Source organism: Arhodomonas sp. KWT2 (assembly GCF_041949875.1).
In the GTDB taxonomy this organism is placed as follows: Bacteria; Pseudomonadota; Gammaproteobacteria; order Nitrococcales; family Nitrococcaceae; genus Arhodomonas; species Arhodomonas aquaeolei.
In genome coordinates this window covers 1-24,713 of the sequence record NZ_JBHFPQ010000036.1, presented here as the reverse complement: position 1 = coordinate 24,713, position 24,713 = coordinate 1, and the positions used below count along the sequence as shown (strand labels likewise).

Sequence of the window (24,713 nt, the reverse complement as noted above, 5' to 3'; positions counted from 1 at the left end):
TATGACTCAACGGGAGCAGCTGCGCGACTACATCCTGGAGAACTACCTGTTCACCAGCGATGCCTCGGCGTTGGACGACGACGCCTCTTTCCTGGAGCGGGGGATCATTGATTCCACCGGGATCATGGAGGTGATCGACTTCCTGGAGGAGCGCTTCGGTGTTCAGGTGCGCGACGAGGAGATGGTTCCGGAGAACCTGGACTCGGTGAACCGGATCTGCCGCTTCCTCGAGCGCAAGCGGGCCGCGGCATGACCGCCGGCACGGCACTGCCGCTCGCGTGGTTCACGGCGAGCGCGCAGTCCGCCCCGGAGGCGGCCGCGCTGGAGTGCGACGGCCGCGTCACCGCCTACGGCGAGCTTCTCGCCGGCGCCGCCGGCGTGGCGGCGTGGCTGCGTGAGCGGGGGATCGCCCCCGGTGACCGGGTAGGGCTGCTCCTCGACGAGGCCCCCGCCTACGTGGCCGCATACTACGGAACCCTCGCCGCCGGCGGCGTGGTCGTGGCGCTGAATACCGCGGCCCACGCCGGGAGCCTCACCGCATGGCTCGCCCATGCCGGTGCCCGGTTCATGATCGCCGGGCCCCACCCGGACCTCGGGGCGGTGATCGAAGGCCACGCCCCGGAGCACCTGCTCTTCACCGGCGGAGACCGGCCGCCGGTGGTCGCCGAGCGCTGGCACCAGGCGGTGGACGCGGGTGCCGAGTGGCGGCCGGCGCCGGCCGCCGGGCGGACGCTGGCAAGCCTGATCTACACGTCCGGGACTACCGGCACGCCCAAGGGCGTGATGATCAGCCACGGCAACCTGGCCGCCAACGTCGCCGCCATCGTCGACTACCTCCGCCTCGGGCCGGAGGATCGCACCGCAAGCCCGCTGCCGTTCCACTACTCCTACGGCAACTCGGTGCTGCACACCCACATGGCCGCCGGCGCGTGCCTCGTGCGGCTCGGCTCCATGGCCTACCCGCAGCGGGTTCTGGAGACACTCGCAGGCTCGGCTGTCACCGGTTTTTCGGGCGTGGCGGCCACCTATGCGCTGTTGCTCGGACGCCATCGGCCCGACGGCATCGTGCTGCCCCGGCTGCGCTATCTCACCCATGCCGGCGGGCCGATGCCGGCGCCGTTGCTGCAGCGGCTGCGGGATACCTTCCCGCGGGCCGAGGTCTTCGTGATGTACGGCCAGACCGAGGCCACGGCCCGCATCGCCTACCTCCCGCCGGAGCGCCTGGACCAGCGTCCCGGTTCCGTGGGCCGGCCGCTGCCCGGCGTGCAGGTGTCCGTGCGTGACCCCGAGGGCCGGTCATGTCCGCCCGGCACGCGCGGCGAGGTCTGGGTCAGTGGGCCCAACGTCATGCAGGGCTACTGGCGGGCACCGGAGCTCACCGCCGGTGTGCTTAGTGACGGCTGGCTCCACACCGGCGACCTGGGCTGGCTCGATGACGACGGCTTCCTCTACCTGGTCGGGCGGATCGGCGACGAGATCAAGACCGGTGCCCACCGGGTCAGCCCGGAAGAGGTCGAGGAGGTCCTCGCCGGCTGCCCGGGCGTGGCGGAGGCCGGGGTCGTGGGCATGCCCGACGAGTTCCTCGGCCAGGTAATCCGCGCCGTGGTCGTCCCCGGGGACGGCGCCGCGGTCTCGCCCCGCGCCGTGCTCGCCCACTGCCGGCAGCGGCTGCCCGCCTACAAGGTCCCCAGGGAGGTGATCTGCGCGGCGGCGCTGCCGCGCACCGCCTCCGGCAAGCTCCAGCGTTTCCGCCTCGCCGCGGACCCCATACCGGCCCAGCAGGCCACAGCCCTTGCGGAGGGTGAGACATGAGCGTGACCCAACCCATTGCGCCCGCCGGTGGCGGGCTCCATCCCTGGCTGGCCCTGGACTGCGAGGCCGAGGCGGAACGTATCGCCGCCGGGCTGCGCCGCCTGCTCGCCGAGCGCATCGGCCGCCGCGGCCTGGTCGTGGCGGTCTCCGGCGGTATCGACAGCGCCCTGTGCGCGGCGCTGGCGGTGCGTGCCGTGGGGCCACGGCGGGTGTTCGCCCTGATGCTGCCGGAGCGGGACTCCGATCCGGAGACCCAGGTCCGGGCGCGCGCCCTGGTCGAGCAGCTCGGCGTGCCCCACCAGCAGGAGGACATCGCCCCCATGCTGGAGGCGGTGGGCTGCTATCGCTGGCGGGACGAGGCCATGCGGACCGTCTTCCCCGACTATGACGCGGACTGGTCGAGCAAGATCGTCATCCGCGGCGGCCTGGAGGGGCGCTACAACCACTTCGAGCTGGTGGTCCGCGCCCCGGGCGGGCGCCAGCGGCGCCGGCGGCTCGGCTACCAGGCGTACCTGCAGATCGTCGCGGCCACCAACTTCAAGCAGCGCGTGCGCAAGACCCTGGAGTACTTCCACGCGGACCGCCTGAACTACGCGGTGGTCGGCACCCCGAACCGGCTGGAATACGACCAGGGCTTCTTCGTGAAGGGCGGTGACGGGGCGGCGGACGTCAAGCCGATCGCCCACCTGTACAAGTCGCAGGTCTACGCGCTGGCGCGCCATCTGGGGGTGCCGGAGTCCATCTGCACGGCCGCACCGACCACCGACACCTACAGCCTCCCCCAGGGCCAGGACGAGTTCTACTTCGCGCTGCCATACGACCGCATGGATCTCGCGCTGTACGCACGCAACCACCACATGCCCGCGGAGACCCTCGCGGAGGCGCTGGGTGTCGCGGTCACCGAGGCGGAGCACATCTACCGCGATATCGACGTCAAGCGTCGTACGACCCGATACCTCCACGAGTCGGGGCTGACGGTCGTGCCGGTGCCGGAGGTCCCGCTGCCGTGACCGGCAATGCCGCGGTGCGTGTCGTGCACGTGGCCTCCGGCGATCTCTGGGCCGGCGCGGAGGTTCAGGTCTACGGCCTGGTCACGGCGCAGCGGCGTGCCGGCATGGACGCCCGGGCGGTGCTGTTCAACGACGGCACGCTGTACCGGCGCCTGCGCTCGGACGGCGTGCCGGTGAGCCTGCTCGACGAGACGCGGCTGGGGGCGCCCCGACTGCTGGCGGCGCTGTGGCGCAGCCTGCGCCGGGCGCGGCCGGCGGTGGTGCACACCCACCGGCGCAAGGAGCACGTGCTCGGTGCCCTCGCGGCGCGGGCCGCCGGCGTGCCGGTGAGCCTGCGGACCGTTCACGGGGCCGACGAGTCAGCGCCGCCCGCGGCGTGGCAGTTCCATCGGCGCATCGCGGCCGGGCTCGACGCCTGGTGCGGGCGCCGCCTGCAGAAAGCGACGGTGGCGGTGTCCGGCGAGCTCGCCGGGCGTCTTGCCGCCCACTCCGGGGGGCGCCCGCCGCGGGTCGTGGAGAACGGCATCGATGCGGCGGCCGTGCGCGCGGCGGCGGCCGCGCCCGTGGCCCTGCCCGGGCCCGCGGACGCCTTCCGGGTGGCGCTGGTCGGGCGGCTCGTGCCGGTCAAGGCGCCGGAGCGCTTCGTCGCCGCGGTTGCGGCGCTGCCGGTCGCGGCAGCGGGGCAGCCGGTGCACGGCTACGTCATCGGGGACGGCCCGCTGACGGCGGCGGTGACGGACGTGGCGGCACGCGCGGGCGTGGCGGATCGGCTGCACGTCATGGGCTTCCGGGATGACGTCCCGGCCTGCCTGCGGCGGATGGACGCGCTCATGGTCACCTCCGAGCACGAGGGGATGCCGACCAACGTACTGGAGGCGCTGGTCCTGGGGGTACCCGTGATCGCCCACGCCGTCGGCGGTCTGCCCGCCGTGCTGGGCGAGGGGCGCTACGGCGTGCTCGTCCGCGACCCGGACCCCGCCGCCTTCGCCGCGGCGCTATCGACCCTCGCCGCGGAGGGCGGAGCCGCGCGCCGACGGGCGGTAGCGGCGAGCGGCCGGGCCGCGGTGCGTTACGATTTTGCCCGGGTCGCGGCGGGGTATGCTCGGATCTATTCGGAGCTGCTGCGCGAGGCGCAGCCGGCCAGCGCGGCCACGGAGGTCCGCGAACCATGACCTACCGCGTGCTCGTTCTCGACGGTGCCCAGCGCAGTGCCCTGGCGGTGACCCGCTCGCTGGGCCGGGCGGGCATGCACGTCATCACCGCCGACGATCATCCGCGCACCCTCAGTGCCGCCTCGCGCTACTGCGCGGCGTCCCGGGTGTATCCCGCGCCTGGCGAGAACCCCGAGGCCTTCGTCGACGCGGTGGCGGCGCTGGTGGCAGAGGAGCGCGTGGACGTGCTCCTGCCTGTCGGCGATCTCACCACGGCGCTGGTGCTTGGCGGGTGCGAGCGTTTCGCCGGCGTCGGGCTGCCGTGCCCCCCGCGGGAGGCCTTCGAGACGGTGACGGACAAGGCCCGCCTTGCCGTCCTGGCCGCCGAGCGGGGCGTGCCGGTGCCCTCGACCCGTGCCTTCGACACCGGTGCCGCGGCGCTCGCCGCGTCGGACTCCCTGAGTTATCCGGTGGTGATCAAGCCCGCCCGCTCCCAGACCGCGGTGGGCGGGCAATGGCTGGCGCTGCCTGTGGTCCATGCCGCGGACGCCGGGGAGCTCGCTGCACAGCTTGGTGCCGTCCCCGGCTATGCCGACGTCCCGGTGCTGGTCCAGCAGCGACTCACCGGCGAGGGCCGGGGCGTGTTCGCCCTCTACGACCGGGGCCGGGCGGTGACCTTCTTCGCCCATCGCCGGTTGCGCGAGCGCCCGCCGAGCGGCGGGGTCAGCGTGCTCAGTGAGAGCGTGCCCGCGGCGCCGGAGCTGGTGGACGCCGCGGACCGGATCCTTTCGGCGGTGGGCTGGCACGGTGTCGCGATGGCGGAGTTCAAGCTGGACGCGGCCGGCCGGGCGCATCTGCTGGAGATCAACGGCCGCTTCTGGGGCTCGCTCCAGCTCGCCGTTGACGCCGGGGTCGACTTCCCGCTCATGGCCTGCCGGCTGGCGCTCGGCCAGGACCCCGCGCCGCCGGCGGGTTACCGCACGGGCTGCCGCAGCCGCTGGCTGCTCGGCGACCTCGACAGCCTCTACCTCCGCTGGCGCGACGGCCGGCGCTGGGCGCGCCGCGGCGAGCTGGCCGGCGCGGCCGCGCGGTTCCTGCGGCTGTTCGAGCGGGGCACCCGCTACGACGTGAACCGCCTCGAGGACCTGGGCCCGTTTCTCCACGAATGCCGTTACTACCTGCGGGGTGGGGCGAAATGACGGTCAACGCCACGATCGGTGTACTGCACACCATCGATACCACCGGTCCGGGTGGGGCCGAGACGGTGTTCCGCCAGCTCGCAACGGGGCTGGACCCGGCGCGTTTCCGTTCGGTGGTGGCGATCACCGGGGAGGGCTGGCTGGCCGACGACCTGCGTGCCCACGGTGTGACGCCGGTGATGCTGCCCGGCGGACGCCGGCGCATGAGTGTGCGTTACCTGCGGGCACTGGTCGGGCTGATCCGCCGCGAGCGCATCGACGTGGTCCAGGCGCACCTGTTCGGGACCGCGGTCTACGCCAGCATTGCCGGGCTGCTGACCCGCCGGCCGGTGGTCGCGACCCTCCACGGCAGCGTCGACGTGGACCCGGCGGACCGGGTGCTGGCGCTGAAGTTCGCGCTGCTGCGCGCGGGCCTGAGCGCCGCGGTGTTCGTCTCCGACGCCCTGCGCGACGGGCTCGCCGCCGGTGGCGTGCTGCCGGCCGGGCGTTGCCGGCGGATCTACAACGGCGTGGACGTGGCCCGCTACCGCGGCATCGACCGCGCCTCGGCGCGTGAGCGCCTCGGCGCCGGGGATGGCGAGATCCTCCTCGGCGCACTGGGCAATATCCGTCCCGCCAAGGACTACGGCGTGCTCCTCGAGGCCATGGCACGGCTCGTCGACGGACCGCAGGGCCACCGCTTCCGCCTGGTGATCGCCGGCCAGCCGGACCGCCACGGCCTCCACGAGGCCCTGCTGCGCCGCCGCGACGAGCTGGGCCTGGGCGAGCGGGTGGCGTTCACCGGTCACTGCACCGACGTGCCGGGTCTGCTCGGGGCGCTGGACGCGTTCGTGCTGAGCTCGGCCAGCGAGGGGCTGTCCATCGCCACCCTGGAGGCGATGGCCGCCGGGGTGCCGGTGGTCGCCACGCGCTGCGGCGGGCCGGAGGAGATCGTCAGTCACGGGGAGACGGGGTGGCTGGTGCCCGCGGGCGACCCTGCGGCCCTCGCCACCGGCCTCGCGCGGGTGGCCGGGGATCCGGATCTGTCGGCGCGGCTCGCCGCCAGCGGCCTCGCCCGGGTGCGCGCCGAGTTCTCGCTGGAGGCGATGACCGGCGCGTACGCCGGTGTCTACGAACAGGCGCTCGCGCGCAACGGCTCGTGTGCCCCGGCCCCGGGGTGGCTGCCATGAACGGTGCGGGCGGCGTGTCGATGACCGATCTGCTGCGGCTGCGGGCCGGAGCCATCGCCCAGGTCTTGGTCGGCGAGGGGCCGGCGTTCGCTCTGGTGTGCCTGTATGTGTTCATCGAATATGTCCGCCCCCAGAGCATCTACCCGGCGATCGACGTCCTCCCTTACGCCCAGGTCAGCATCCTGGCCGCGCTGGTGGCCCGGCTCGCGAGCCGCGAGCGTATCGACCTGGACAACCCGGTGACGCGGCTGCTGGCCGTGTTTCTGGTGGTCCTCCAGTTCGCCTGGTGGGACGCGTGGGCGCCGATGTTCTCCGGCGAGCGGGTAGTCACCCACGTGGTCTGGGGCATCGTGTTCTTCCTGGTGGTTACCACCGTGACCACCCGCCAGCGGTTCTTCGTGTTCCTGTTCCTGTACCTGCTGTGGAACCTGAAGATGTCCCAGCACGGTTTCCGGAGCTGGGCGGCCCGGGGCTTCGGTTACGACAACTGGGGTGTTACCGGCGCGCCGGGGTGGTTCCAGAATTCCGGCGAGCTCGGCATCCAGATGTGCATCTTCCTGCCCCTGTCGCTGTATTTCATGGCTGCGGTGCGTCCGTGGTGCGCGCGCTGGAAGTGGCTGCTGCTCGCCTTCCTGCCTCTCTCGGCGGTGGCCACGATCATCGCCACCAACTCCCGCGGGGCCGTGGTCGGGGCCGCGGCGGCGTTCGCATGGATGGCACTGACCAGCCGGCGGCGGGTTCGCATTGCGCTGCTGGCGATCGTCATCACGATCGTCGGCTACTCGGTGATGCCCGAGCAGACCCTGGAGCGCTTCGATGCCGCCGGCCAGGACGAGACCTCCCAAAACCGCCTGCTGCGCTGGCAGATCGGCTGGGAGATCATGCAGGAGCATCCGTGGCTTGGTATCGGCCCGGCCAACTGGGGGCCGTACTACCAGACCCATTACCCGCCGGAGGAGGGCCTGGAGCGCTACGGACTGCCCCACAGCATCTTCGTCGACGCCGGTGCCGAGTACGGTTTCACCGGGCTGACGCTGTTCGCACTGATGATCCTCTACGCCTTCCTCAACAACCGCCGTACGCGTCGCATGGCGCGGGCGATGGATGACCGGATGCTGGTGACGTTGGCCGGCGGCATGGATGCCGCGATGGTGGGGTTGCTGGTGTCCTCGTCGTTTGTCTCGGTGTTCTTCTATCCGTATTTCTGGGTGCACATCGCGTTCATCGTGGCCCTGAACAAGGTGGCGGCCGCGGCGTACGCCCGCCACGAGGCGACGGCCCCGGCCGTTGCCGGTGCGGTGACCCAGGCGCTGACCACGGGAGGTCGGACATGGCGACGGGCATGACGGTAGCTGTCTGGGACGAGGCGGCCTTTGCCGCCGCCCGGCAGTCCTGGGAGCGGCTGGTGGCGGCCTCGGATGCGGACCCGCTGTTCCTCGGCTGGGACTGGCTTTACGGCTGGTGGCGGCACTTCGGGGTACCGGGCGGGGCGGCGCTGCGGCTACTTGCGGTCCATGACGGCGATGGTTCGCTCTGCGGCATTGCGCCCATGATGGTCACCGCCGAGCGCGTGCGCGGGGTGCTGCCGAGCCGGCGGCTCCAGCTCGTGGGCAACTTCTGGCACGGTGCCGAGACGCTGCCCACCGAATACGCGGACTTCATCGTACGCCGGGACTGCGCCGAGGCGGCGGCCGACGTGCTGCTGGAATGCCTCCTGGGCCAGGATCAGTGGGGCGAGCTGGTGCTCGCCTGGGCCCGCGCGGACGGTCACGCCGTGCGTGCGCTGCGCCGCCGCGCTGGAGCCGAGGGGCTGTGGCTCCGAGACGCCGAGTACCGTACGAGCTATGCCGCCGACACCGCCGGCCGTTTCGAGGACTACCTGGCCGGGCTGAGTCGCAACACGCGTCCCAAGCTCTACAACCGCCGGGGGCAGCTCGCCCGTCACGGCGAGGTGCGCGTGGAGCGGCTCGCCCGGCGCGCCGACGTGGAGCCGGGACTGGCCCTGGTCAACGACCTGCATGCCCGGCGCTGGGGGCGGCCCGCCTATACCGGTGCCGCGCTCGCGTTCCAGCAGGGGCTGGCGCAGGCGCTGGCGGCACGCGGCGGGCTATGGCTGTCGGTGCTGCGGGTGGCGAACCGGCCGGTGTCGGTGCTCTACAACCTGCGCGTGGGGCGCCGGCTCTACTTCCTGCAGGGGGGGTTCGACGAGACCTTCGACCGCCGTTTGAGCCCGGGACTGCTGCACCTGGGCTATCTCCTGGAGGCCGCGTTCGCGGACCCCCAGGTCGAGGTGCTGGACCTGCTGGCCGGCGGCGGTCGCACGCGGCAGTACAAGGACGCGCTGGCGCCGGTGCGTACGCCGCTGGTGGACGTCCAGGCGGTGCGCCAGCCGCTGCTTTCCCTGGCTTACCGTGTCAGGGAGCGGATCCGTGCCGGTGGCTCTGCGAACCGTGCGATGGCGGGCTACGCGCACATGGAGGAACGGCGATGAGTGAGCAGACATTGCCGGCGGGGTCGTCGCCGCCCGGCGGCCGGCTGGGCTCGCGGTTCTCCCAGCTGCGCGGCTACTGGGCGAGCGGCGGCCTGGATCTGGTGCAGGAGGTGCTCTGCGTCAACGGCTATCTGCCGCCGTGGCTGTTCGATCTCGCCGAGATGCACGTGTTGCGGCTCACCGAGCTGAACGAGCGTCCGATGCGTCGCGTCAGCACGGCCTACGAGGGTGGCGAGGTGCGCGAGGCGGAGTTGCCGGTGGTCGCCGCGCTGGAGGACCCCGCCGGGGCGGTCGAACGGGAGGCGGACTATCGCGCCTACCTCGCCGACGGCCAGCGCTGTCTGGTCGTGCGGTACGAAGACGAGGTGGTGGCCTACGGCTGGGTCTTCCATGATCGTTTCGAGGCGGGACGCGGTCCGGGACGTGCCGCGATCCACCTGCGCCTGCGTCCCGGCGACGTGATGCTGGGCCATGGCTATGTTGTTCCCGGTCACCGGCTGCGCGGGGCGTTCCTCAGTCTCGCCGCCACGGCGGTGGTGAATGTTCCGCGCGGTGGCGCCTGCTATGCCGTGGTGGACCGGCTGAACGTGCATTCGCGGCGCTCCCACGAGCGGCTCGGTTTCGTCCCGGTTGCCCGGCTGCGTGCCCGGCGTTGGCCGTTCGGCGGCTACCGCTGGCGGGGCGGTCCCTGGTCCGGCGGGATGCACGTCATCGGCCGCGGGGTGCCGGAGGTGGGCCTGGACTCGTTGCTCGGGTGAGCCGGGCGGGTAAGGAGGAGGGGTGGCGATGAAGGGGCTGATCAAGCGTGCCCTGGTTCACACGGCGGCGGCGCCGACGGTGGCCCGCCTGTTCTCACCACTGACCACGGAGCGGGCAACCATCTTCATGCTGCACCGCTTCGAGGATCCGGAGACGGGAACGCCCGGGCATTCGCCACGCGCCCTGGCGGAGCTGCTCGGCTGTCTGCGCCGACACGGGCACGCCTTCCTGCCCCTGAGCGAGGTCTTCCGGCGTCTCGCCGATGGCCGGCCGGCGCTCGGCAATGCGGTGGCGTTCACCATGGACGACGGTTTTGAGGATCAGCTGCGTGTCGGGCTGCCGGTGTTCCGTCGTTTCGGTTGTCCGGTCACCGTGTTCCTGATCACCGACTTTGTCGACGGGGTGCTCTGGCCCTGGGATGCCCGTATCGACTACGCCTTCCGCAACGCCGCACGGCCCGGGCTCGAGCTGGAGCTGGGCGGGCGACGGCTGCGCTGCCCGCTGGACACCCCGGAGCAGCGCCGGCTCGCCGTCCGCGAGGTCCTGGCCGAATGCAAGGATATGGACGGCGATCACGTGGAGGCGGTGGTCGCCGAGGTTGCCGAACGCGCCGGTGTGCGTCTGCCCGCCTCGCCGCCGGCGGGATACCGGCCGCTCACCTGGTCCCAGGCGCGGGAGGCCGAGGCCGGCGGCGGCGTACGTTTCGGCCCTCACGGGCGCACCCACCGGGTGCTTTCCCGGCTCTCGGAGAACGAGGTGCGTGGCGAGATCCTCGGCTCGTGGTCACGTCTGACCACCGAGCTCCGCGCGCCGTTACCGGTGATGTGCTATCCGACCGGGCGCACGCGGGATTTCGGGCAGCGCGAGCGCCGCCTGCTGGCGGCGAATGCCTTTGCCGGGGCGGTGACCGCCGAGCCGGGGTACGCGGAGCAGGGCGGCAGCGCGGACGCACGTTTCGCCGTGGGCCGGTTCGCGTTGCCGGGCAACGTGGCCGACGCGCTCCAGTACTGCTCCTATATCGAGACGCTGAAGGACCGGCTGCTGCTGCGCCACAGCCTGTCCACCCACTGATCCCAGGGAGGGCCCCCGGATGACCCGGCCATTGTCGCGCACAGCCGCCGCCCTGCGCGGGCGGTTCAGGCGCCTGAATAACCGTGCCGCCGCGCTCTGGTACGAGCGGCGGCCTCCTGTCGTCGACTGGCGACGTGTCGAACGTCTGGTGGTGGTGTGTGCCGGAAACGTCTGCCGCAGTCCGTACGCACAGACGCGTGCGCTGTCCCTGGGGATGCCCTCGGTATCCTTCGGCCTGGTCACCACCGGCGGCGTGCCCGCGGATGCCACGGCGCAGCTGGTGGCGCGGCGCCGCGGCGTGGCCCTGGAGCGCCACCGCTCGGTGCAGCCGTTCCAGATCGTCATCGGGGCCGGCGATCTGGTGTTGTGCATGGAGCCCGGCCAGCTCCGTGCGCTGCGCCGCCGGGTGCGGTCCGCGGATGGACAGGCCGCGCTCATCGGATTGTGGGCGAATCCGCCGCGGGCGGTAATCGAGGATCCCTATGGTCGTGGCGAGGCCTGCTTCGAGGTGTGCTTCACCCAGCTCGACGAGGCGCTGAAAGCGCTGCAGGCGCAGTGGCACGCGACGCAGGGACACGGTCAGGGCGGTGATTCCGGGGCCCCGGGGGCGCGGGGTGCGCCGGATGCCGACCCGGATAGGGTGATGTGGTTCCGATGATGGGGTTGATGGGGCTCGCAGATGAGCCCTTGTCTCGCTGATATCGTCTCGCCGCGATGGTGGCGCCCGTGTGATGCGGGCGTATCTGTTTGCCACAACGAGTGAGCGCAATCCCATGAGTAAACGATGGATACCCGTGATCGCCCTCGCCTGCGCAGTCGGCACGGCGCAGGGGGCCACGCTGTTCAGTGACGGTTTCGAGAGCGGCGGTCTGAACCGCAGCGAGGGCGGCATTTCCTGGGGGTACAGCACCAGCGCTTCGGTGAGCGCCAACAACGCCTACTCCGGCAGCTCGTCGCTGGCCTTCGTCTACGACGGCGTCGGCGACGGTTCCGACTCCTTCGCCGAGCAGCGCCTGGAGCTCGGTCAGGCCTACCGCGAGCTGTGGTTCGGCTACGACCTCTACATCCCGGCCAACTACAGCCATCGCAGCCAGAGCGGTCCGAGCAACAACAAGTTCATCGCCATCTATCGAGACCCCTACACGAATCCGGGGTTCCAGGTGAATTTCTCGTTGAATGCCGACGGCAGCGGCGGCTCGACCCTGATGGCCCACCGCTATGACTACGGCAGCGAGGCGGGCATCCTCAGTGCGGGTTCCTTCATCGACAGCAGTGACCTCGGGCGCTGGCACAAGATTGTCGTTCACGTGAAGGTCCCCAGCAGCGGTTCGGCCAGTGACGGCGTGCTCCAGCTGTGGAAGGACGGCGAGCAGATGGCCGACTTCACGGGTGTGGCCATGTATGGCGGCGACGGGCAGAACTACTTCGATGAGGCCTATCTGCTCGGCTGGGCGAACTCCGGCTTCGACCAGCGTACGGTGTTCTACCTGGATAACCTCGTGGTCTCGGACACGCCGCTGAGCGGCGATGTCACCGCGCCGCCGGAGCCGCCGACGGTAATTGATACCGAGGTACAGTAACGCCTGCCACCCGTCCCCCCGGCGCGCCCGCGCCGGAGGGGACGGGTCACTTCACGCCCGTCCGTCGCCTCTTTTCGCCTAATTCGTCACGTCCGTCATGTGACGCTATCCAGTCCGTACCCGCGGTGGTAAACGGAATGTGGGGCAAGACGCTCTTCAACCCGGGTAACCGCCGATGTGTGGCATCGCTGGTCTGTTGGTCCCTGCGCAATCGCTTGCCACCGCGGCGCTGACCCAGCGTGCCCGCGGGATGGCGGCGGCGCTGCGTCACCGGGGCCCCGATGACAGCGGGGTATGGGTGGACGCCGATGCCGGTATCGCGCTGGCACACACGCGGCTCGCGATCCAGGACCTCAGCCCCGCCGGCGCCCAGCCCATGGTCTCGCCGGGCGGACGTTACCGGGTGGTGTTCAACGGCGAGATCTACAATTTCGCCGCGCTGCGTCGCGACCTGACGGCCGCCGGCGTGTCGTTCCGGGGTGGCTCTGATACCGAGGTGCTGGCCGCGGGGGTCGAGCACTGGGGGGTCGAGGCGACCCTCGCGAAGGTGCGGGGCATGTTCGCTGTTGCTGTCTGGGATGTCCGCGGGCGCCGGCTTCACCTTGCCCGCGACCCGCTGGGCGAGAAGCCCCTCTACTACGGCGCGGTCCCCGGTGTCGGGGTGCTGTTCGGCTCCGAGCTCAAGGCATTGCGCGCGGTGCCGGGCATGACCACGGCCATCGACAGGCGGGCCCTCGCGGGGCTGCTGCAGTACGGTTACGTCCCCGGGCCGCTGTCCATTCATCGCGGTACCTACAAGTTGCCGCCGGGGGTGCTGCTGAGCCTGGACTGCGCTCACGGACCGCCGGACGACGTGGCCCCTTGGGGCCGGCGCCGCGGTGTTCGCCTCACGCCCTTCTGGCGCCTGGCCGATGTGGCGGCGGCGGGGGTTGCGGATTCCGGGGCCGATGACGAGGCCGGCCGTATCGACGGACTGGACGCGACCCTGCGTGAGGTCATCGGTGAGCAGCTGGTTGCCGACGTCCCGGTGGGGGCGTTCCTCTCCGCCGGGCTGGACTCGGTGACGGTCACCGCCATCGCCCAGGCCATCACGCCACGGCCGCTGCGCACCTTCACCGTGGCCTTCGACGATCCCCGCTACGACGAATCGGAGGCCGCGGCCGGGATCGCGGCGCACCTGGGCACCGAGCACACGACGCTGGCGGTGACCGGCCGGGACGCCCTGGAGGTGATACCCGGGCTGCCGCGGATCTACGACGAGCCCTTCGCCGACCCCTCCCAGGTGCCCACCTGCCTGATCGCGCGGCGCGCACGCGAGCACGTCACCGTCTGCCTCTCCGGCGACGGCGGTGACGAGATCTTCGCCGGCTATAACCGCTATCTCTTCGCCGGCTCCGCCGCCGGCCTCGCCGCACGCCTGCCGGGGCCGCTGGCCCGGCTGGCGGGGCGGGGCGTGCTGGCGCTGCCGCCACAGCGCTGGGACCGGTTGGCCGGGGCCGCCACAACGGTGCTGCCCCCCCTGCGGCGGCTGTGGCGGCCGCGCATGGGCGAGAAGCTGCACAAGCTGGCCTCGGTGCTCGACGCCGGGGGCCCGGCCATGGTCTACGACGCCCTGATGTCGTACTGGCCGCGTGGGACGCTGCCGCTGCGGGATGCGGCCACACCGCCACCGTCCTGGCCGCCGGCGCGCCTCGAGGGGGCGCGGGCGCTGCTCGACGAGTGCATGCTCTGGGACGGGCTGCGCTATCTCCCCGACGACAACCTGGTGAAGGTGGACCGGGCGAGTATGGCGGTGGCCCTGGAGACGCGGGTGCCGCTGCTCGACCGCCGGGTGGTCGAGTATGCCTGGCACCTGCCGCTGTCCATGAAGGTCCGTGCCGGCCGGAGCAAGTGGATACTGCGCCGGTTGCTCGACCGCTATGTGCCGCCGGCGCTGATGGATCGACCCAAGTCCGGCTTCTCGGTACCGGTGGACGACTGGCTCCGCGGTCCGCTGCGCGACTGGGCCGACGCGCTGTTGGCGCCGGAGCGTCTGGCCGGCGAGGGGCTGCTGGACGCGGATGCGGTCTCGCGCCGATGGCGCGAGCACCTGGGCGGGCGCCGCAACCACGGCCTCGCGCTGTGGACGGTGCTCATGTTCGAGGCCTGGTACGAGGCGTTGCCGGCGGCGTTACCCGTGTCGGCTGCAACGACCTGGCAGGGTGGGGAGGCGATGGCCTGTGTCGAGCGGTGACCCGGGGGCGGTGACGCTGTCTTTCGTCATCCCTGCGCGCAACGAGGCGGTGATGATCGCCGCCACCATCGCGAGCATCCATCGCCACGCGGCGGACTGGCACCACGAGGTGATCGTGGTCGACGATGCCTCGGGCGACGATACCGCGGCCCTGGCCCGCGAGGCCGGCGCGGTGGTGGTGGCCGGTACCGGCGCGGGTATCGGTGCCAACCGTAATGCCGGTGCGGCGCTGGCCGGCGGCCGGGTCCTCGTGTTCCTGGACGCGGACGTGGAGCTCACGGCGGCGTGGCAGGCGCGGATGCCCGCGGTCTGCGTGGCGCTGGCGCAGACCCCACACCTGATTACCGGCTCGCACTGCGACATCCCTGACCGGGCTGGCTGGCTGGAGCGTTACTGGTTCGCCGCCTTCGCGCGCGAGCGCGGCTCACGCCACGTGGGCAGCGGTCACATGGTGATCAACACGGCGTTCTTTCGCGAGCTCGGCGGCTTCGATCCGTCCCTGGAGACCGGGGAGGACTACGAGCTCTGCGCCCGGGCACGCCGGCAGGGTGCGACGGTGATCAACGATATCGCCCTGCGGGTGGTCCACAAGGGCTTCCCCCGCGGGCTCGCCGCGTTCATCCGTCGAGAGGCCTGGCATGGCCGCGGTGATTTCCGCTCCTGGCATGCCCTGATTCACTCCCGGGTGGCCGTGCTCACGGTGGTCTTCCTCGTCGCGCATCTCGCCGGCCTCGCCGCGCTACTGGCCGGCTGGACCGGCGGGGTGCTTGCCGCGATGGCGGTGGTGGCCGCGGTGCTGGTGGCCTCGTCGCTACGCAAGTACGCCGGCCAGCCGCTGCGGGTGCTCGCGGTGAACGCGCTGATCTTCTACTGCTATTACCTTGGCCGCGGCCTCGCCGCACTGCGGCGTCTCGACCCGCGCGGTGCCCGGCACGCCCGGATGGCCCAGGGGGTGCGCGGATGAGCGGCGAAGCGGCCCGGATGGTCTCGCACAGCGCGATCTACGGGGCGGGCAATATCGCCCGCAAGATCGTGGCGTTTATCATGCTGCCGATCTATACCCGCTACCTCACCCCCGCCGACTACGGGGCCGTGGAGCTGTTCACGCTGTTGCTCAGCGTGGTCGAGGTCTTCTTCGGCATGCGCATGGGGCAGGCGCTGTTTCGCTACTACTTCGCGGCCGACAGCAAGGCGGAGCGTGACGAGGTGGTGACCACGGTGCTGGCCGTCGGTGCCGGCGTGAGCGCGCTGGGGGCGATGGCGGTGGCGGGTTTCTCCGAGCCACTGGCCCGTGTGCTCTTCGGCGAGGCGCTCTACGTCCACCTGATCCCGCTGATCGGGCTGCTGCTGGTCACCCAGGGGGTGGAGGACTTCGGCCTCAACTTCATACGCGCCCACCAGCGCCCCGGGCTGTTCCTCGCCCTGAGCCTGGGCAAGCTCGCGCTGCAGGTGTCGCTCAACCTCTACCTGGTGGTGTGGCTGGAGCTCCATGTCGCCGGCGTGGTGCTCGGCAATGTGCTCTCCTCCGGTGCCATCGCCCTGTTCGGCGTGGGCTACACCCTGCGCTACACCCGGTTGAGGCCCTCGCGCCGGCACCTGCGGGTGCTGCTCGCCTTCAGCTATCCGTTCTGGATCTCCGGGCTTTTTCAGATCTACATCAGCTTTGGCGACCGTTATTTCCTGCGGGTGTTCACGGACATGGCGCAGGTCGGCATCTACGCGCTGGCCTATCGCTTCGGCTTCCTGCTGGTGGAGTTCACCTGGGGGACGTTCGCGAACATCTGGGACACCCAGCGTTACCGTATCCTCGAACGCGGCGACGCCCGCGAGATCTACCAGATGACCTTCCAGTACTTCGCGCTGTTCACCATCCTCATGGGGCTGGGGATCGCCATGTTCGTCGGCGACGTCATCCACGTGATGGCTGCGCCGGCGTTCTGGCCCGCCGCCGACATCGCGCCGGTCCTGGTCCTCGCCTACATCCTCTACGTCTGGACGCTGTTCTCCAACTTCGGGCTGCTGCTCGCCGAGAAGACGCGCAAGCTCGCCATTGCCTCGGGGATCACGGCGGTGGTGATCAGCGTCGGCTACCTCGCGCTGATCCCGCTGCTGGGGGCCCTCGGTGCCGCGCTGGCAACGCTTATCGCCCTGAGCGTGGAGCTCACCTGGGTGCATGCCCAGGCCCGGCGGGAGTACGACATGGGCCTGCCCTGGGCCCGGGTGCTCTCGGCGCTGGCGTTGGCCGTCGTGCTCTACGCCATCGCCGAGGCGGGACCGACGGAGCTGGTGTGGTCGCTGCTGCTGCGGGGGGCCCTGGTCGGCGTGTTCCTGGTGGCGGTGCTGTTCTCACCCCTGCTGCCCGCGGAGCAGCGCGGCCTGGTGCGCTCGCTGATCCGCCGTCCCGCGCGCCTGCGGGGGGTCGCCGGATGAGCGCGTCGCTGCGCAGGGCCAGGCAGGCGGCGCGGGCCGGGGTGTGCGCTGCTGCCCGGGCGGCCGGGACGATCGGCTGGCGCCGCCGGGCGCCGTCGCTACTGGTGCTCACCTACCACCGTGTCCTGCCCCGGGACGATCCGCGCTGGGCGGACGAGCAGCCGGGGATGCTGGTCTCGCCGCAGACCCTGCGCATGCACCTGGCGGTGCTGGGGCGGCACTTCACGCCGGTGCACCTCGCCGACTGGCTCGATGCCCGTGCCCGTGGTGCGGCCATGCCCCGAAGGGCGTGCGCCATCACCTTTGACGATGGCTGGCGGGACAACTACGAGCACGCCTACCCGGTGCTGCGGGAGATGGGCTGGCCGGCGACGGTCTTCCTGGTCTCCGACCTCATCGGTACCGCCGAGGGCTTCTGGCCGGAGCGCCTGGCCGCCGTGCTGCGTCGGGCGGTGACGGCACCAGCGCGGGTCTGGACGGGGCCGGCCTTCGCGTGGCTCGGGGGACTGGATAACGCCGTAGCGGCCTACCGGGCGGTACCGGACGCCGACGCGCTGGACGGGATTATCGAGGCCGCCAAGGCGCTGCCGGACGCCGAGCTGCGTGAGCGGCTCGCGGCGATGGAGGCGGAGGTGGGCATCGGCGCCGACGAGCCGGCGCTGCTCGACTGGGTACAGGTGCGGGAGATGACCGCCGGCGGAACGGTGCAGCTCGGTGCCCACACCCGCACGCACATGCGACTGCGCCCGGATGTGCCGCCGACGGTGCTGGACGAGGAGATCGCCGGCGCGCGCCGGGTGATCGAGGCGGCGGCGGGCGTGGCGGCGCCGCTGTTCTGCTATCCCAACGGCGACGCCGCACCGGCGGCGGTGACCCGGGTGCGGGACGCCTATGCCGGTGCCTGCACCACGGCCCACGGCTGGAACGCGGCGGACGCCGATCCCTACCGCCTCCGGCGTGTGGGGGTGCACGAGGACATCGCTGCCGCACGGGGTGGTTTCATCGCCCGCGTGTCGGGCTGGCTCTAGGGGCAATGCTGTCCGGGGGAGGGACGCGATGGAGTGGGTGTTCTGGATCGCGGCGGCAGTGGCGGTGTACAGCTACTTCCTGTATCCGCTCGTTCTGCTCGCCCTGCCGGTGCGCTGGCGGCCGCCGACAGCGGGGGACATGGAGCCGGCGTCGGTGCCGACGCTGTCGGTCATCATCACCGCCTACAACGCCGGCGCACTCCTGCGCACCAAGCTGGACAATACCCTGGCGCTGGACTATCCGGCGGCACGCCGGGAGGTGATCGTCGCCTCCGATGCCTCGGACGATGACACCGACGCGATCGCCCGTGCCTATGCGGACCGCGGTGTGGTGCTGGTGCGCGCGCCCGAGCGCCGGGGCAAGGAACACGCCCAGTGGCTGGCGGTACAGCAGGCCCGTGGCGAGATTCTGGTGTTCTCCGATGTCGCCACCGAGATCGACGGCGGCAGCCTGCGGCGGCTGGCGAGCCTCTTCGCGGATCCCTCGGTGGGCGCGGTCTCCAGCGAGGACCGCTTCGTCACCGCCGAGGGCGTGCCGGTGGGCGAGGGGCTGTACGTGCGCTACGAGATGGCGTTGCGGCGGCTGGAGGCGTCGCGGGCCGGGCTGGTCGGGCTCAGCGGCTCGTTCTTCGCCGCGCGGGCGGCGGTGTGCCGGGACTGGGACAGCGATGCCCCCAGCGATTTCAACACCGCGCTCAACTGTGCCCGGCTCGGGCTGCGCGCAGTCTCCGACCCGGCGGTGATCGGGCGTTACCGTGCGATCAGCGACGACCGCCGGGAGTACCAGCGCAAGTACCGCACGGTGCTGCGCGGGATCACCGGGCTGCTGCGGCATCCCGAGGTCCTGGATCCACGCCCGAACGGCGGTTTCGCGTTTCAGATCTGGAGCCACAAGCCGATGCGCTGGGCCGTGCCGTGGTGCCTGCTGCTGGCGCTGGCCGCCAACGTGGCACTGCTGGGGCTGCCCGCGATGACGCCGCTGTATGCCCTGACCCTGGCGCTGCAGGCGCTGTTCTACGGCAGTGTCCTCCTGGGGGCGGTCTCGCCCGGGGCGCGGCGACGGTGGTTCTGGGTGCGTGTGCCGTACTTCTTCTGCCAGGCGAACCTGGCCATAGCCCATGCGAGCGTCGCCTACGCGGGTGGCCGGCGGATGACGGTATGGCAGCCCTCGACGCGCTGATCCACGGCCGCCTGCCCCCCGCTGGCGATCCGGTCCCCTGGTGGGGCGTAGCGCGCGCGGCACCGGCCATCCTCCCCGGCTACGGGATGCGGCTGTACGGCTCGGGCACCATGGCCCTGGCGGTGGCCCTGGCCGCCGCCGCGGCGGTTCGTGAGGAGCGTCACCCGCAGGTCCTGCTGCCGGCCTACGGCTGTCCGGACCTGGTCGCCGCCGCGGTGTTCGCGGGGCTGGAACCGGTGCTGGTGGATCTTGCACCGGAGCGGCCGTGGCTGGACCTGGACGCCCTGACGACCGTCCATGCGCCGCGGTGCGTGGCGGTTGTCGCCGTCGATCTGCTCGGGCTGGGTGAGCGCATCGCCGCACTCGCGGCCTTCGCCCGTGCCCGCGGGCTGTGCCTGATCGAGGACCGGGCCCAGGCATTCCCGGTGGTCGGTGACGACCGCGAGCACGGTGACTACGTAATCCTGAGCTTTGGCCGCGGCAAGCCTTTGAGCCTGCTCGGCGGCGGTGCGGTGCTGGCGCGTACCCCCGCGCTCGCCGCCGCCCTGGTGCGCCCGCCCCAGCCGCCGGGCGGGGTGGCGGCGATGCTGCGCTATGCACTGGCGGCCGGGGTCTACAATGTCATGCGCCGGCGCCGGGCCTACTGGCTACCCAGCGCGCTGCCGTGGCTGCAGCTCGGAGCGACGGTCTACGATCCCCTCACCGGGATCACGGGCATGGACCCGGTGCGCCGGGCACGCCTGCCTGCCGCGGTGGCGCGCTTCCGCGCCGCGCCCACGCAGCCCCAGCGGCGGCTCGCCGACGCCCTCCGGGCGGGGCACCTGCCGGGGATCACGGACCTCCCGCGGGCCTGCCCGGGCACCGCAGCGGCCGCGCGGCTGCTGCGCTATCCGCTGCTGGCCACCGACCGTGGCCACCGCGACCGCCTGCTGGCGCGGCTCAACGCCCGGGGGCTGGGGGCGACCGCCCTCTACGGCGCGCCGCTGGGGGCTATCCCCGGTGTCCCTGCACCGGTGGCGGGTACCGTCGCGCCTGCGGCGGCGGCGTTCGCCGATCGCCTGCTCACCCTGCCGACCCACTCCGGGGTGACCGACGCCGACGTCGCCCGCATGTGTCGTTCACTCGCCGCCGGCTGACGGTTGCCCGTCACGGTCCAGACGGATGGGCAGTGTCCGCACCCGGTGGCCGGTGAGGGCGGACACCGCATTGGCCACCGCCGGTGCCAGCGGCGGCACGCCGGGTTCGCCGACCCCGCCGGGGGGCTCGCGGGAGGGCAGGATGTGGACGTCCACCCGGGGCATCTGCGAGAAGCGCAGCAGCGGGAAGTCGTGGAAGTTGCTCTGGACCGTGCCGTTCCGGCCGCGGGTGATGCGGCTGTAGAGGGTCGCGGTGAGCGCGAAGGCGATCGCGCCCTCCATCTGTGCGGCGACGGTGTCCGGGTGCACGGCGATCCCGCAGTCGACCGCACAGACGACCCGGTGAACGCGCACCCCGCCGTCGTCGTCCCGAGAGACCTCGGCCACCTGGGCCACGTAACTGCCGAAACAGGCGTGGGCGGCGATCCCCTGCGCGCGCCCGGCACGGGGGCTGCCCCAGCCGGCCCGGGCCGCCGCGAGCTCGACCACCGCCGCCAGCCGGGGGGCGTCCCCGAGCAGCCGCAGGCGGTAGTCGACGGGGTCGATGCCGGCTCGCCCGGCGAGCTCGTCGACGAAGCATTCCACCGCGAAGGCGTTGTAGGAGTGGCCGACGGAGCGCCACATGCCCACGGGCACGCCGACATCGCGCATGGCGTAGCCCACCGCGGCCCGGGGGATCGCATAGGGCAGGGCGACGGCACCCTCGACCGCGAGGGGGTCGAGGCCGTCGGTGACGCTGCCGGGCCACAGCGATTCCACTACCGAGGGGGCGGCGATCCGGTGATGCCACGATTGCGGCAGCTCGTCCGCGCCGAGCCGGGCCTCCAGGAGGTGATGGCTCGGCGGCCGGTAGACGTCGTGCCGGAGGTCCTCCTCGCGGGACCAGATGACCTTGACCGGGGCTCCCACGGTGCGGCTCAGCGCCACCGCCTCGGTGACGTAGTCCTGCTCCAGTCGGCGCCCGAAGCCACCGCCGATCAGTGTGCCGTGCACGCTGACGTCGTTCCCGGTGGCGAGCCCCAGGCGACCTGCCACGCGGGCGAGAAGGGCGCCGGGACCCTCGCCCCGCGCCGCGGCGAGGGCAGCGTCCCGGGCGCGGCTGCGGGACTGGGTACCCGTCCAGACCTCGATCCCGTCGTCGCCCGCTGCGGCGGTGGCGTTGGGCGGCTCGAGGCAGGCATGGGCCTGCAGTGGGACCCGGTAACGTGCGCTCACGAGGGCGTCGCCGGCGACGTTCCCGCCGTCCGCCTCTCCGCGCTGCCAGGCGGTGGGCATGTCCCCGTCCAGCGCCTCTTCCAGGATGGCGGCGATCGCCGTGTCGTCCGGCAGGCCGGCCGGTGGCCATTCCGGGGCCAGAGCGTCGAGGCCCTGCCTGGCTTCCCAGTAGCCGTCGGCGACGACGGCGACGGCACCGCCGGGCAGGGTGAGGACATCTTGAACCCCCGCGACAGCGCGGGCGGCCCGGGTGTCCATCCGGACGGGTTCCCCGCCGGGGACCGGCGGATGGGCGACACTCGCGACCAGGGCGCCGCGACGGTTGATGTCGATGCCGAACACCGCGGTCCCGGTGAGCTTCTCGGGGACATCCCGCCGGGGCGGGGAGTGGCCGATCCAGCGCCATTCCCCCGGTTCGGTGAGCGCGACCTCGGCGGGCGGTTCGAGCCGGGCCGCGTCGAGCGCGAGGGCGCCGTAGGCCAGGCTGCGGCCGCTGGGGTCATGATGGACGTGGCCGTCCGCGGCGCGGCAGTCGGCGTCGTCGACGCCCCAGCGGGCGGCGGCGGCGGTGATCAGCAGCGCCCGTGCCGTGGCCGCGCTCCGGCGGAGCACGGGCCACGCCTCGCGGATGCTGGTGCTGCCGCCGGTGGTCTGCTCGCCGTAGACGGGGGTGAGGGGCGCGGGCGCGAGCTCGATGGTGTCCGGCGCGACGGCGAGCTCCTCGGCGACAAGCAGGGGCAGTGACGTGGTCACGCCCTGGCCCATCTCGGCCTCGGTGAGGCGCAGCACGATGCGGCCGTCGGTGCGGATCTCCACCCAGGCGTCGGCGTAGCCGGTGTCGCTCATGGCGCCGTTTCCCGCGGTGGTATCCCGTGAGCCGGCCAGGCGGGCGGCCACATACAGGCCGGCGCCGGCGGCGAGGGCGCCGACGATCAGGCGGCGGCGCGTGGGGCTGAACTTCCCCTCAGCCATTGCGTCCGCCGGTGAGCGCGGCAAGCGCCCGGCGTGCCCGCTGGTAGGTGCCGCAGCGGCAGAGCACCCGGTCCATGGCCGCCTCGGTCTGCGTGGGACTGGGCCGCGGGGTGGTCCGCAGCAGTGCGGTGGCGGCGATCACCTGGCCGGGCTGGCAGTAGCCGCACTGTGGGACCTGGGCCTCGCGCCAGGCGGCGATGACCGGGTCGTCCCCGGCGGCGAGGCCCTCGATGGTGGTGACGGCGGCACCGTCCAGGCTGTCCATGGGGGTGCGGCAGGCGGGCACCGCGGCGTCGCCGACCAGTACCAGGCACGCACCGCAGAGGGCGACGCCGCAGCCGAATTTCGTCCCGGTGAGGCCGAGGTCCTCGCGCAGGTACCACAGCAGCGGACGCTCCGGCGGGCCGTCGTAGCGCCGGGCGACGCCGTTCACTTCGAGGTCGATGGCCATGGCCGCGCCGCCTCCCTGTGCCTTGCCTCGGCCGGCGGGCGCGACGCGGTACGGCGTCAGCCCGGGGGGCCGTAGTCGATATGATAGACCGCGCCGCGGTAGTCGTCGGAGACCAGCAGGGCGCCGCTCGGCAGGACCAGGACGTCCACCGGTCGGCCCCAGATCTCTCCGCTGTCCGTCAGCCAGCCGGTGACGAACGGCCGGTAGGCGTCGCCGGTCCCGGCCAGCGCCGCCTCGGGGTCGACTCGCATGAGGCGGTAACCGATGCGCTCGCTGCGGTTCCAGGAGCCGTGCTCGGCGATGAGGATGTCGCCGCGGTAGTCGGCGGGAAAGGCGTCACCGTCATAGAAGCGCATGCCCAGCGCCGCGACGTGGGGGCCGAGGCGTTGCACCGGCGGGACGTAGCGGGCACACGCGTCCGGCGAACCGTATTCCGGATCGGGGATGTCGCCGCCGTGGCAGTACGGGAAGCCGAAGTGCGTGCGCTCGCCGGTGAGGCGGTTGAGCTCGTCCGGCGGGCGGTTGTCGCCGAGCATGTCGCGGCCGTTGTCGGTGAACCAGAGGGTGCCGGTCTGCGGTGACCAGTCGAAGCCGACGGTGTTGCGCACGCCCCGGGCGATCACCGTGTGTTTGCCGTTGTCCGGGTCGACGCGCCAGATCTCGCCGTAGCGCTCACAGACGTTGCAGGGCGCGCCCAGGCCCACGTAGAGCGCACCGTCCGGCCCGGCGGCCAGGTAGCGCCAGCCGTGGTGATCGTAGCGGGGCAGTCGGGCCACGGTCTGCGGCGCGGGCGGGTCATCGAGCCGTGACTCGATCGCCGGCAGGCGGGCGATGCGGTCGGTGAAGGCGACGTAGAGGTCGCCGTCGAGGAACGCCACCCCGTTGGGAGAGTCCGGCGAGCCCTCGATGAGCAGGTGGCGGTGGTCGGTGCGCCCGTCGCCGTCCGTGTCGCGCAGCGCGTAGACGTTCCCGGCGCCGCGGGAGCCGACGAATACCGTGCCCTGTGCCCCCAGCGCAAGACTGCGGGCGCCGGGCACGTCGGCACTGTAGACGCCGGCGGTGAAGCCCTCCGGGAGGTCCAGCCGGGCGAGGCCGTGCTCGGTCGCGCTACGGCAGGATTGAGCCGCCGCGGCGACTACCACGAGGGCCACGGCGCGAAGGAGATGGTGTGGCATGTCGCCCTCCTTGTCGCTCGGCTTACGGCCGGGGGTTGACGCTATGCGTCCAGTATGTAGAATTTCGCGACCTGTCGCGATGATTCCGCCCAGGCGGGTCGGGCGGCAGGGAATGACAATTTGGAGGGATACCCAAGCGGTCAACGGGGGCAGACTGTAAATCTGCTGGCTCAGCCTTCGGAGGTTCGAATCCTCCTCCCTCCACCAGACAATCTGGCGCGGGATGCAGCGGGTTCCAGGCGGGTGTAGTTCAATGGTAGAACCTCAGCCTTCCAAGCTGATGATGTGGGTTCGATTCCCATCACCCGCTCCAGTGTTCGGTCCCGCGACAGGACGATTCGGTTGTCATGCCCATGTAGCTCAGGGGTAGAGCACACCCTTGGTAAGGGTGAGGTCGGCGGTTCAAATCCGCCCATGGGCTCCATCTACCGAGCTTTCCGTAGTCCGTAGAGAGCCCCCTCAAGTAAGTCCGACGCCTGTTCAACAGCTCGCGAGCCAACGGGAGAAAACGCCGTGTCCAAGGAGAAGTTTGAGCGCACGAAGCCGCACGTGAACGTGGGAACGATTGGTCACGTTGACCATGGCAAGACGACGCTGACGGCGGCGATGACGAAGGTGATGGCGGAGAAGTACGGGGGTGCGGCGCGCGCG

At 71.9% G+C, this 24,713-nt stretch carries 22 protein-coding genes and 3 tRNA genes; 22 read left to right on the top strand and 3 right to left on the bottom strand.

Annotation, left to right across the window (positions count from 1 at the left end):
* Position 1: 1 nt before the first annotated feature.
* The 18 genes from ACEZHJ_RS05935 to ACEZHJ_RS05850 all read left to right on the top strand — a co-directional run bounded on the left by ACEZHJ_RS05935 (position 2) and on the right by ACEZHJ_RS05850 (position 20,249).
* On the top strand, positions 2-253 hold the full coding sequence (locus ACEZHJ_RS05935) for an acyl carrier protein (protein ID WP_163140960.1): 252 nt from the start codon (positions 2-4) through the stop codon (positions 251-253).
* Positions 250-1,812, top strand: a complete 1,563-nt coding sequence (locus ACEZHJ_RS05930; protein ID WP_375036332.1) for a class I adenylate-forming enzyme family protein — start codon at positions 250-252, stop codon at positions 1,810-1,812. The genes ACEZHJ_RS05935 and ACEZHJ_RS05930 overlap by 4 nt, the downstream gene beginning before the upstream one ends.
* The gene (gene nadE / locus ACEZHJ_RS05925; protein WP_259203421.1) at positions 1,809-2,822 is read left to right on the top strand and encodes an NAD(+) synthase; all 1,014 of its coding nucleotides are present in this window, start codon (positions 1,809-1,811) and stop codon (positions 2,820-2,822) included. The genes ACEZHJ_RS05930 and nadE overlap by 4 nt, the downstream gene beginning before the upstream one ends.
* Positions 2,819-3,994 carry a glycosyltransferase gene (locus ACEZHJ_RS05920; protein WP_375036331.1) on the top strand — a complete coding sequence of 392 codons (1,176 nt, stop codon included), beginning with the start codon at positions 2,819-2,821 and terminating at the stop codon, positions 3,992-3,994. The genes nadE and ACEZHJ_RS05920 overlap by 4 nt, the downstream gene beginning before the upstream one ends.
* Positions 3,991-5,172, top strand: a complete 1,182-nt coding sequence (locus tag ACEZHJ_RS05915; RefSeq protein WP_018719645.1) for an ATP-grasp domain-containing protein — start codon at positions 3,991-3,993, stop codon at positions 5,170-5,172. Before ACEZHJ_RS05920 ends, ACEZHJ_RS05915 begins: the two co-directional genes overlap by 4 nt.
* Positions 5,169-6,341, top strand: coding sequence for a glycosyltransferase (locus ACEZHJ_RS05910; RefSeq protein ID WP_163142162.1), 1,173 nt, complete (start codon positions 5,169-5,171; stop codon positions 6,339-6,341). Before ACEZHJ_RS05915 ends, ACEZHJ_RS05910 begins: the two co-directional genes overlap by 4 nt.
* The gene (locus ACEZHJ_RS05905; protein WP_163142158.1) at positions 6,338-7,687 is read left to right on the top strand and encodes an O-antigen ligase; all 1,350 of its coding nucleotides are present in this window, start codon (positions 6,338-6,340) and stop codon (positions 7,685-7,687) included. The genes ACEZHJ_RS05910 and ACEZHJ_RS05905 overlap by 4 nt, the downstream gene beginning before the upstream one ends.
* Positions 7,672-8,832, top strand: coding sequence for a GNAT family N-acetyltransferase (locus tag ACEZHJ_RS05900; RefSeq protein WP_259203408.1), 1,161 nt, complete (start codon positions 7,672-7,674; stop codon positions 8,830-8,832). The genes ACEZHJ_RS05905 and ACEZHJ_RS05900 overlap by 16 nt, the downstream gene beginning before the upstream one ends.
* Positions 8,829-9,590 (top strand): GNAT family N-acetyltransferase, encoded by a 762-nt coding sequence (locus ACEZHJ_RS05895; RefSeq protein WP_375036330.1) that lies wholly within the window; start codon positions 8,829-8,831, stop codon positions 9,588-9,590. Before ACEZHJ_RS05900 ends, ACEZHJ_RS05895 begins: the two co-directional genes overlap by 4 nt.
* A 28-nt stretch (positions 9,591-9,618) precedes the next feature.
* Positions 9,619-10,662: a polysaccharide deacetylase family protein gene (locus ACEZHJ_RS05890; protein WP_375036329.1), complete on the top strand. Its 1,044-nt coding sequence runs from the start codon at positions 9,619-9,621 to the stop codon at positions 10,660-10,662.
* Positions 10,663-10,681: 19 nt separating this feature from the next.
* Positions 10,682-11,320, top strand: a complete 639-nt coding sequence (locus ACEZHJ_RS05885) for a hypothetical protein (RefSeq protein WP_259203399.1) — start codon at positions 10,682-10,684, stop codon at positions 11,318-11,320.
* A gap of 115 nt (positions 11,321-11,435) precedes the next feature.
* Positions 11,436-12,242: a heparin lyase I family protein gene (locus ACEZHJ_RS05880; protein ID WP_163142707.1), complete on the top strand. Its 807-nt coding sequence runs from the start codon at positions 11,436-11,438 to the stop codon at positions 12,240-12,242.
* 175 nt (positions 12,243-12,417) lie between these two features.
* Positions 12,418-14,475, top strand: coding sequence for an asparagine synthase (glutamine-hydrolyzing) (gene asnB / locus ACEZHJ_RS05875; protein WP_375036328.1), 2,058 nt, complete (start codon positions 12,418-12,420; stop codon positions 14,473-14,475).
* Positions 14,462-15,439: a glycosyltransferase gene (locus ACEZHJ_RS05870; protein WP_375036327.1), complete on the top strand. Its 978-nt coding sequence runs from the start codon at positions 14,462-14,464 to the stop codon at positions 15,437-15,439. Before asnB ends, ACEZHJ_RS05870 begins: the two co-directional genes overlap by 14 nt.
* Positions 15,436-16,905 carry a lipopolysaccharide biosynthesis protein gene (locus tag ACEZHJ_RS05865; RefSeq protein ID WP_375036326.1) on the top strand — a complete coding sequence of 490 codons (1,470 nt, stop codon included), beginning with the start codon at positions 15,436-15,438 and terminating at the stop codon, positions 16,903-16,905. The genes ACEZHJ_RS05870 and ACEZHJ_RS05865 overlap by 4 nt, the downstream gene beginning before the upstream one ends.
* The gene (locus tag ACEZHJ_RS05860; RefSeq protein ID WP_375036325.1) at positions 16,902-17,933 is read left to right on the top strand and encodes a polysaccharide deacetylase family protein; all 1,032 of its coding nucleotides are present in this window, start codon (positions 16,902-16,904) and stop codon (positions 17,931-17,933) included. Before ACEZHJ_RS05865 ends, ACEZHJ_RS05860 begins: the two co-directional genes overlap by 4 nt.
* A gap of 28 nt (positions 17,934-17,961) precedes the next feature.
* Positions 17,962-19,113 carry a glycosyltransferase gene (locus ACEZHJ_RS05855; RefSeq protein WP_163142898.1) on the top strand — a complete coding sequence of 384 codons (1,152 nt, stop codon included), beginning with the start codon at positions 17,962-17,964 and terminating at the stop codon, positions 19,111-19,113.
* The gene (locus tag ACEZHJ_RS05850; protein WP_375036324.1) at positions 19,092-20,249 is read left to right on the top strand and encodes a DegT/DnrJ/EryC1/StrS family aminotransferase; all 1,158 of its coding nucleotides are present in this window, start codon (positions 19,092-19,094) and stop codon (positions 20,247-20,249) included. The genes ACEZHJ_RS05855 and ACEZHJ_RS05850 overlap by 22 nt, the downstream gene beginning before the upstream one ends.
* Here ACEZHJ_RS05850 and ACEZHJ_RS05845 read toward each other — a convergent pair.
* From ACEZHJ_RS05845 to ACEZHJ_RS05835, 3 genes are read right to left on the bottom strand one after another with little or no spacing between them, the layout of a single operon-like run.
* A complete protein-coding gene (locus ACEZHJ_RS05845; RefSeq protein WP_375036323.1) occupies positions 20,232-22,436 on the bottom strand; it encodes a molybdopterin cofactor-binding domain-containing protein in 2,205 nt (734 codons plus the stop codon). The two genes, ACEZHJ_RS05850 and ACEZHJ_RS05845, sit on opposite strands and share 18 nt — an antisense overlap.
* Positions 22,429-22,887 carry a (2Fe-2S)-binding protein gene (locus ACEZHJ_RS05840; protein ID WP_163142298.1) on the bottom strand — a complete coding sequence of 153 codons (459 nt, stop codon included), beginning with the start codon at positions 22,885-22,887 and terminating at the stop codon, positions 22,429-22,431. The genes ACEZHJ_RS05845 and ACEZHJ_RS05840 overlap by 8 nt, the downstream gene beginning before the upstream one ends.
* A 56-nt stretch (positions 22,888-22,943) precedes the next feature.
* Positions 22,944-24,062, bottom strand: a complete 1,119-nt coding sequence (locus tag ACEZHJ_RS05835; RefSeq protein WP_163142301.1) for a sorbosone dehydrogenase family protein — start codon at positions 24,060-24,062, stop codon at positions 22,944-22,946.
* 122 nt (positions 24,063-24,184) lie between these two features.
* Here ACEZHJ_RS05835 and ACEZHJ_RS05830 point away from each other — a divergent pair.
* The 4 genes from ACEZHJ_RS05830 to ACEZHJ_RS05815 form a co-directional block, all read left to right on the top strand.
* Positions 24,185-24,269 (top strand) — tRNA-Tyr (locus tag ACEZHJ_RS05830).
* 32 nt (positions 24,270-24,301) lie between these two features.
* Positions 24,302-24,375, top strand: a tRNA-Gly gene (locus ACEZHJ_RS05825).
* Between the two features lie 36 nt (positions 24,376-24,411).
* Positions 24,412-24,486, top strand: a tRNA-Thr gene (locus tag ACEZHJ_RS05820).
* An 89-nt stretch (positions 24,487-24,575) separates the two neighbouring features.
* On the top strand, positions 24,576-24,713 hold a 138-nt coding region (locus ACEZHJ_RS05815; protein WP_375036105.1), incomplete at its 3' end, for a GTP-binding protein.

Coding starts and splice junctions, on each gene's coding strand:
- ACEZHJ_RS05935 (WP_163140960.1), top strand. CDS start 2: ATGACTCAACGGGAGCAGCTGCGCGACTACATCCTGGAGAACTACCTG.
- ACEZHJ_RS05930 (WP_375036332.1), top strand. CDS start 250: ATGACCGCCGGCACGGCACTGCCGCTCGCGTGGTTCACGGCGAGCGCG.
- nadE (WP_259203421.1), top strand. CDS start 1,809: ATGAGCGTGACCCAACCCATTGCGCCCGCCGGTGGCGGGCTCCATCCC.
- ACEZHJ_RS05915 (WP_018719645.1), top strand. CDS start 3,991: ATGACCTACCGCGTGCTCGTTCTCGACGGTGCCCAGCGCAGTGCCCTG.
- ACEZHJ_RS05910 (WP_163142162.1), top strand. CDS start 5,169: ATGACGGTCAACGCCACGATCGGTGTACTGCACACCATCGATACCACC.
- ACEZHJ_RS05905 (WP_163142158.1), top strand. CDS start 6,338: ATGAACGGTGCGGGCGGCGTGTCGATGACCGATCTGCTGCGGCTGCGG.
- ACEZHJ_RS05900 (WP_259203408.1), top strand. CDS start 7,672: ATGGCGACGGGCATGACGGTAGCTGTCTGGGACGAGGCGGCCTTTGCC.
- ACEZHJ_RS05895 (WP_375036330.1), top strand. CDS start 8,829: ATGAGTGAGCAGACATTGCCGGCGGGGTCGTCGCCGCCCGGCGGCCGG.
- ACEZHJ_RS05890 (WP_375036329.1), top strand. CDS start 9,619: ATGAAGGGGCTGATCAAGCGTGCCCTGGTTCACACGGCGGCGGCGCCG.
- ACEZHJ_RS05885 (WP_259203399.1), top strand. CDS start 10,682: ATGACCCGGCCATTGTCGCGCACAGCCGCCGCCCTGCGCGGGCGGTTC.
- ACEZHJ_RS05880 (WP_163142707.1), top strand. CDS start 11,436: ATGAGTAAACGATGGATACCCGTGATCGCCCTCGCCTGCGCAGTCGGC.
- asnB (WP_375036328.1), top strand. CDS start 12,418: ATGTGTGGCATCGCTGGTCTGTTGGTCCCTGCGCAATCGCTTGCCACC.
- ACEZHJ_RS05865 (WP_375036326.1), top strand. CDS start 15,436: ATGAGCGGCGAAGCGGCCCGGATGGTCTCGCACAGCGCGATCTACGGG.
- ACEZHJ_RS05860 (WP_375036325.1), top strand. CDS start 16,902: ATGAGCGCGTCGCTGCGCAGGGCCAGGCAGGCGGCGCGGGCCGGGGTG.
- ACEZHJ_RS05855 (WP_163142898.1), top strand. CDS start 17,962: ATGGAGTGGGTGTTCTGGATCGCGGCGGCAGTGGCGGTGTACAGCTAC.
- ACEZHJ_RS05850 (WP_375036324.1), top strand. CDS start 19,092: ATGGCAGCCCTCGACGCGCTGATCCACGGCCGCCTGCCCCCCGCTGGC.
- ACEZHJ_RS05845 (WP_375036323.1), bottom strand. CDS start 22,436: ATGGCTGAGGGGAAGTTCAGCCCCACGCGCCGCCGCCTGATCGTCGGC.
- ACEZHJ_RS05840 (WP_163142298.1), bottom strand. CDS start 22,887: ATGGCCATCGACCTCGAAGTGAACGGCGTCGCCCGGCGCTACGACGGC.
- ACEZHJ_RS05835 (WP_163142301.1), bottom strand. CDS start 24,062: ATGCCACACCATCTCCTTCGCGCCGTGGCCCTCGTGGTAGTCGCCGCG.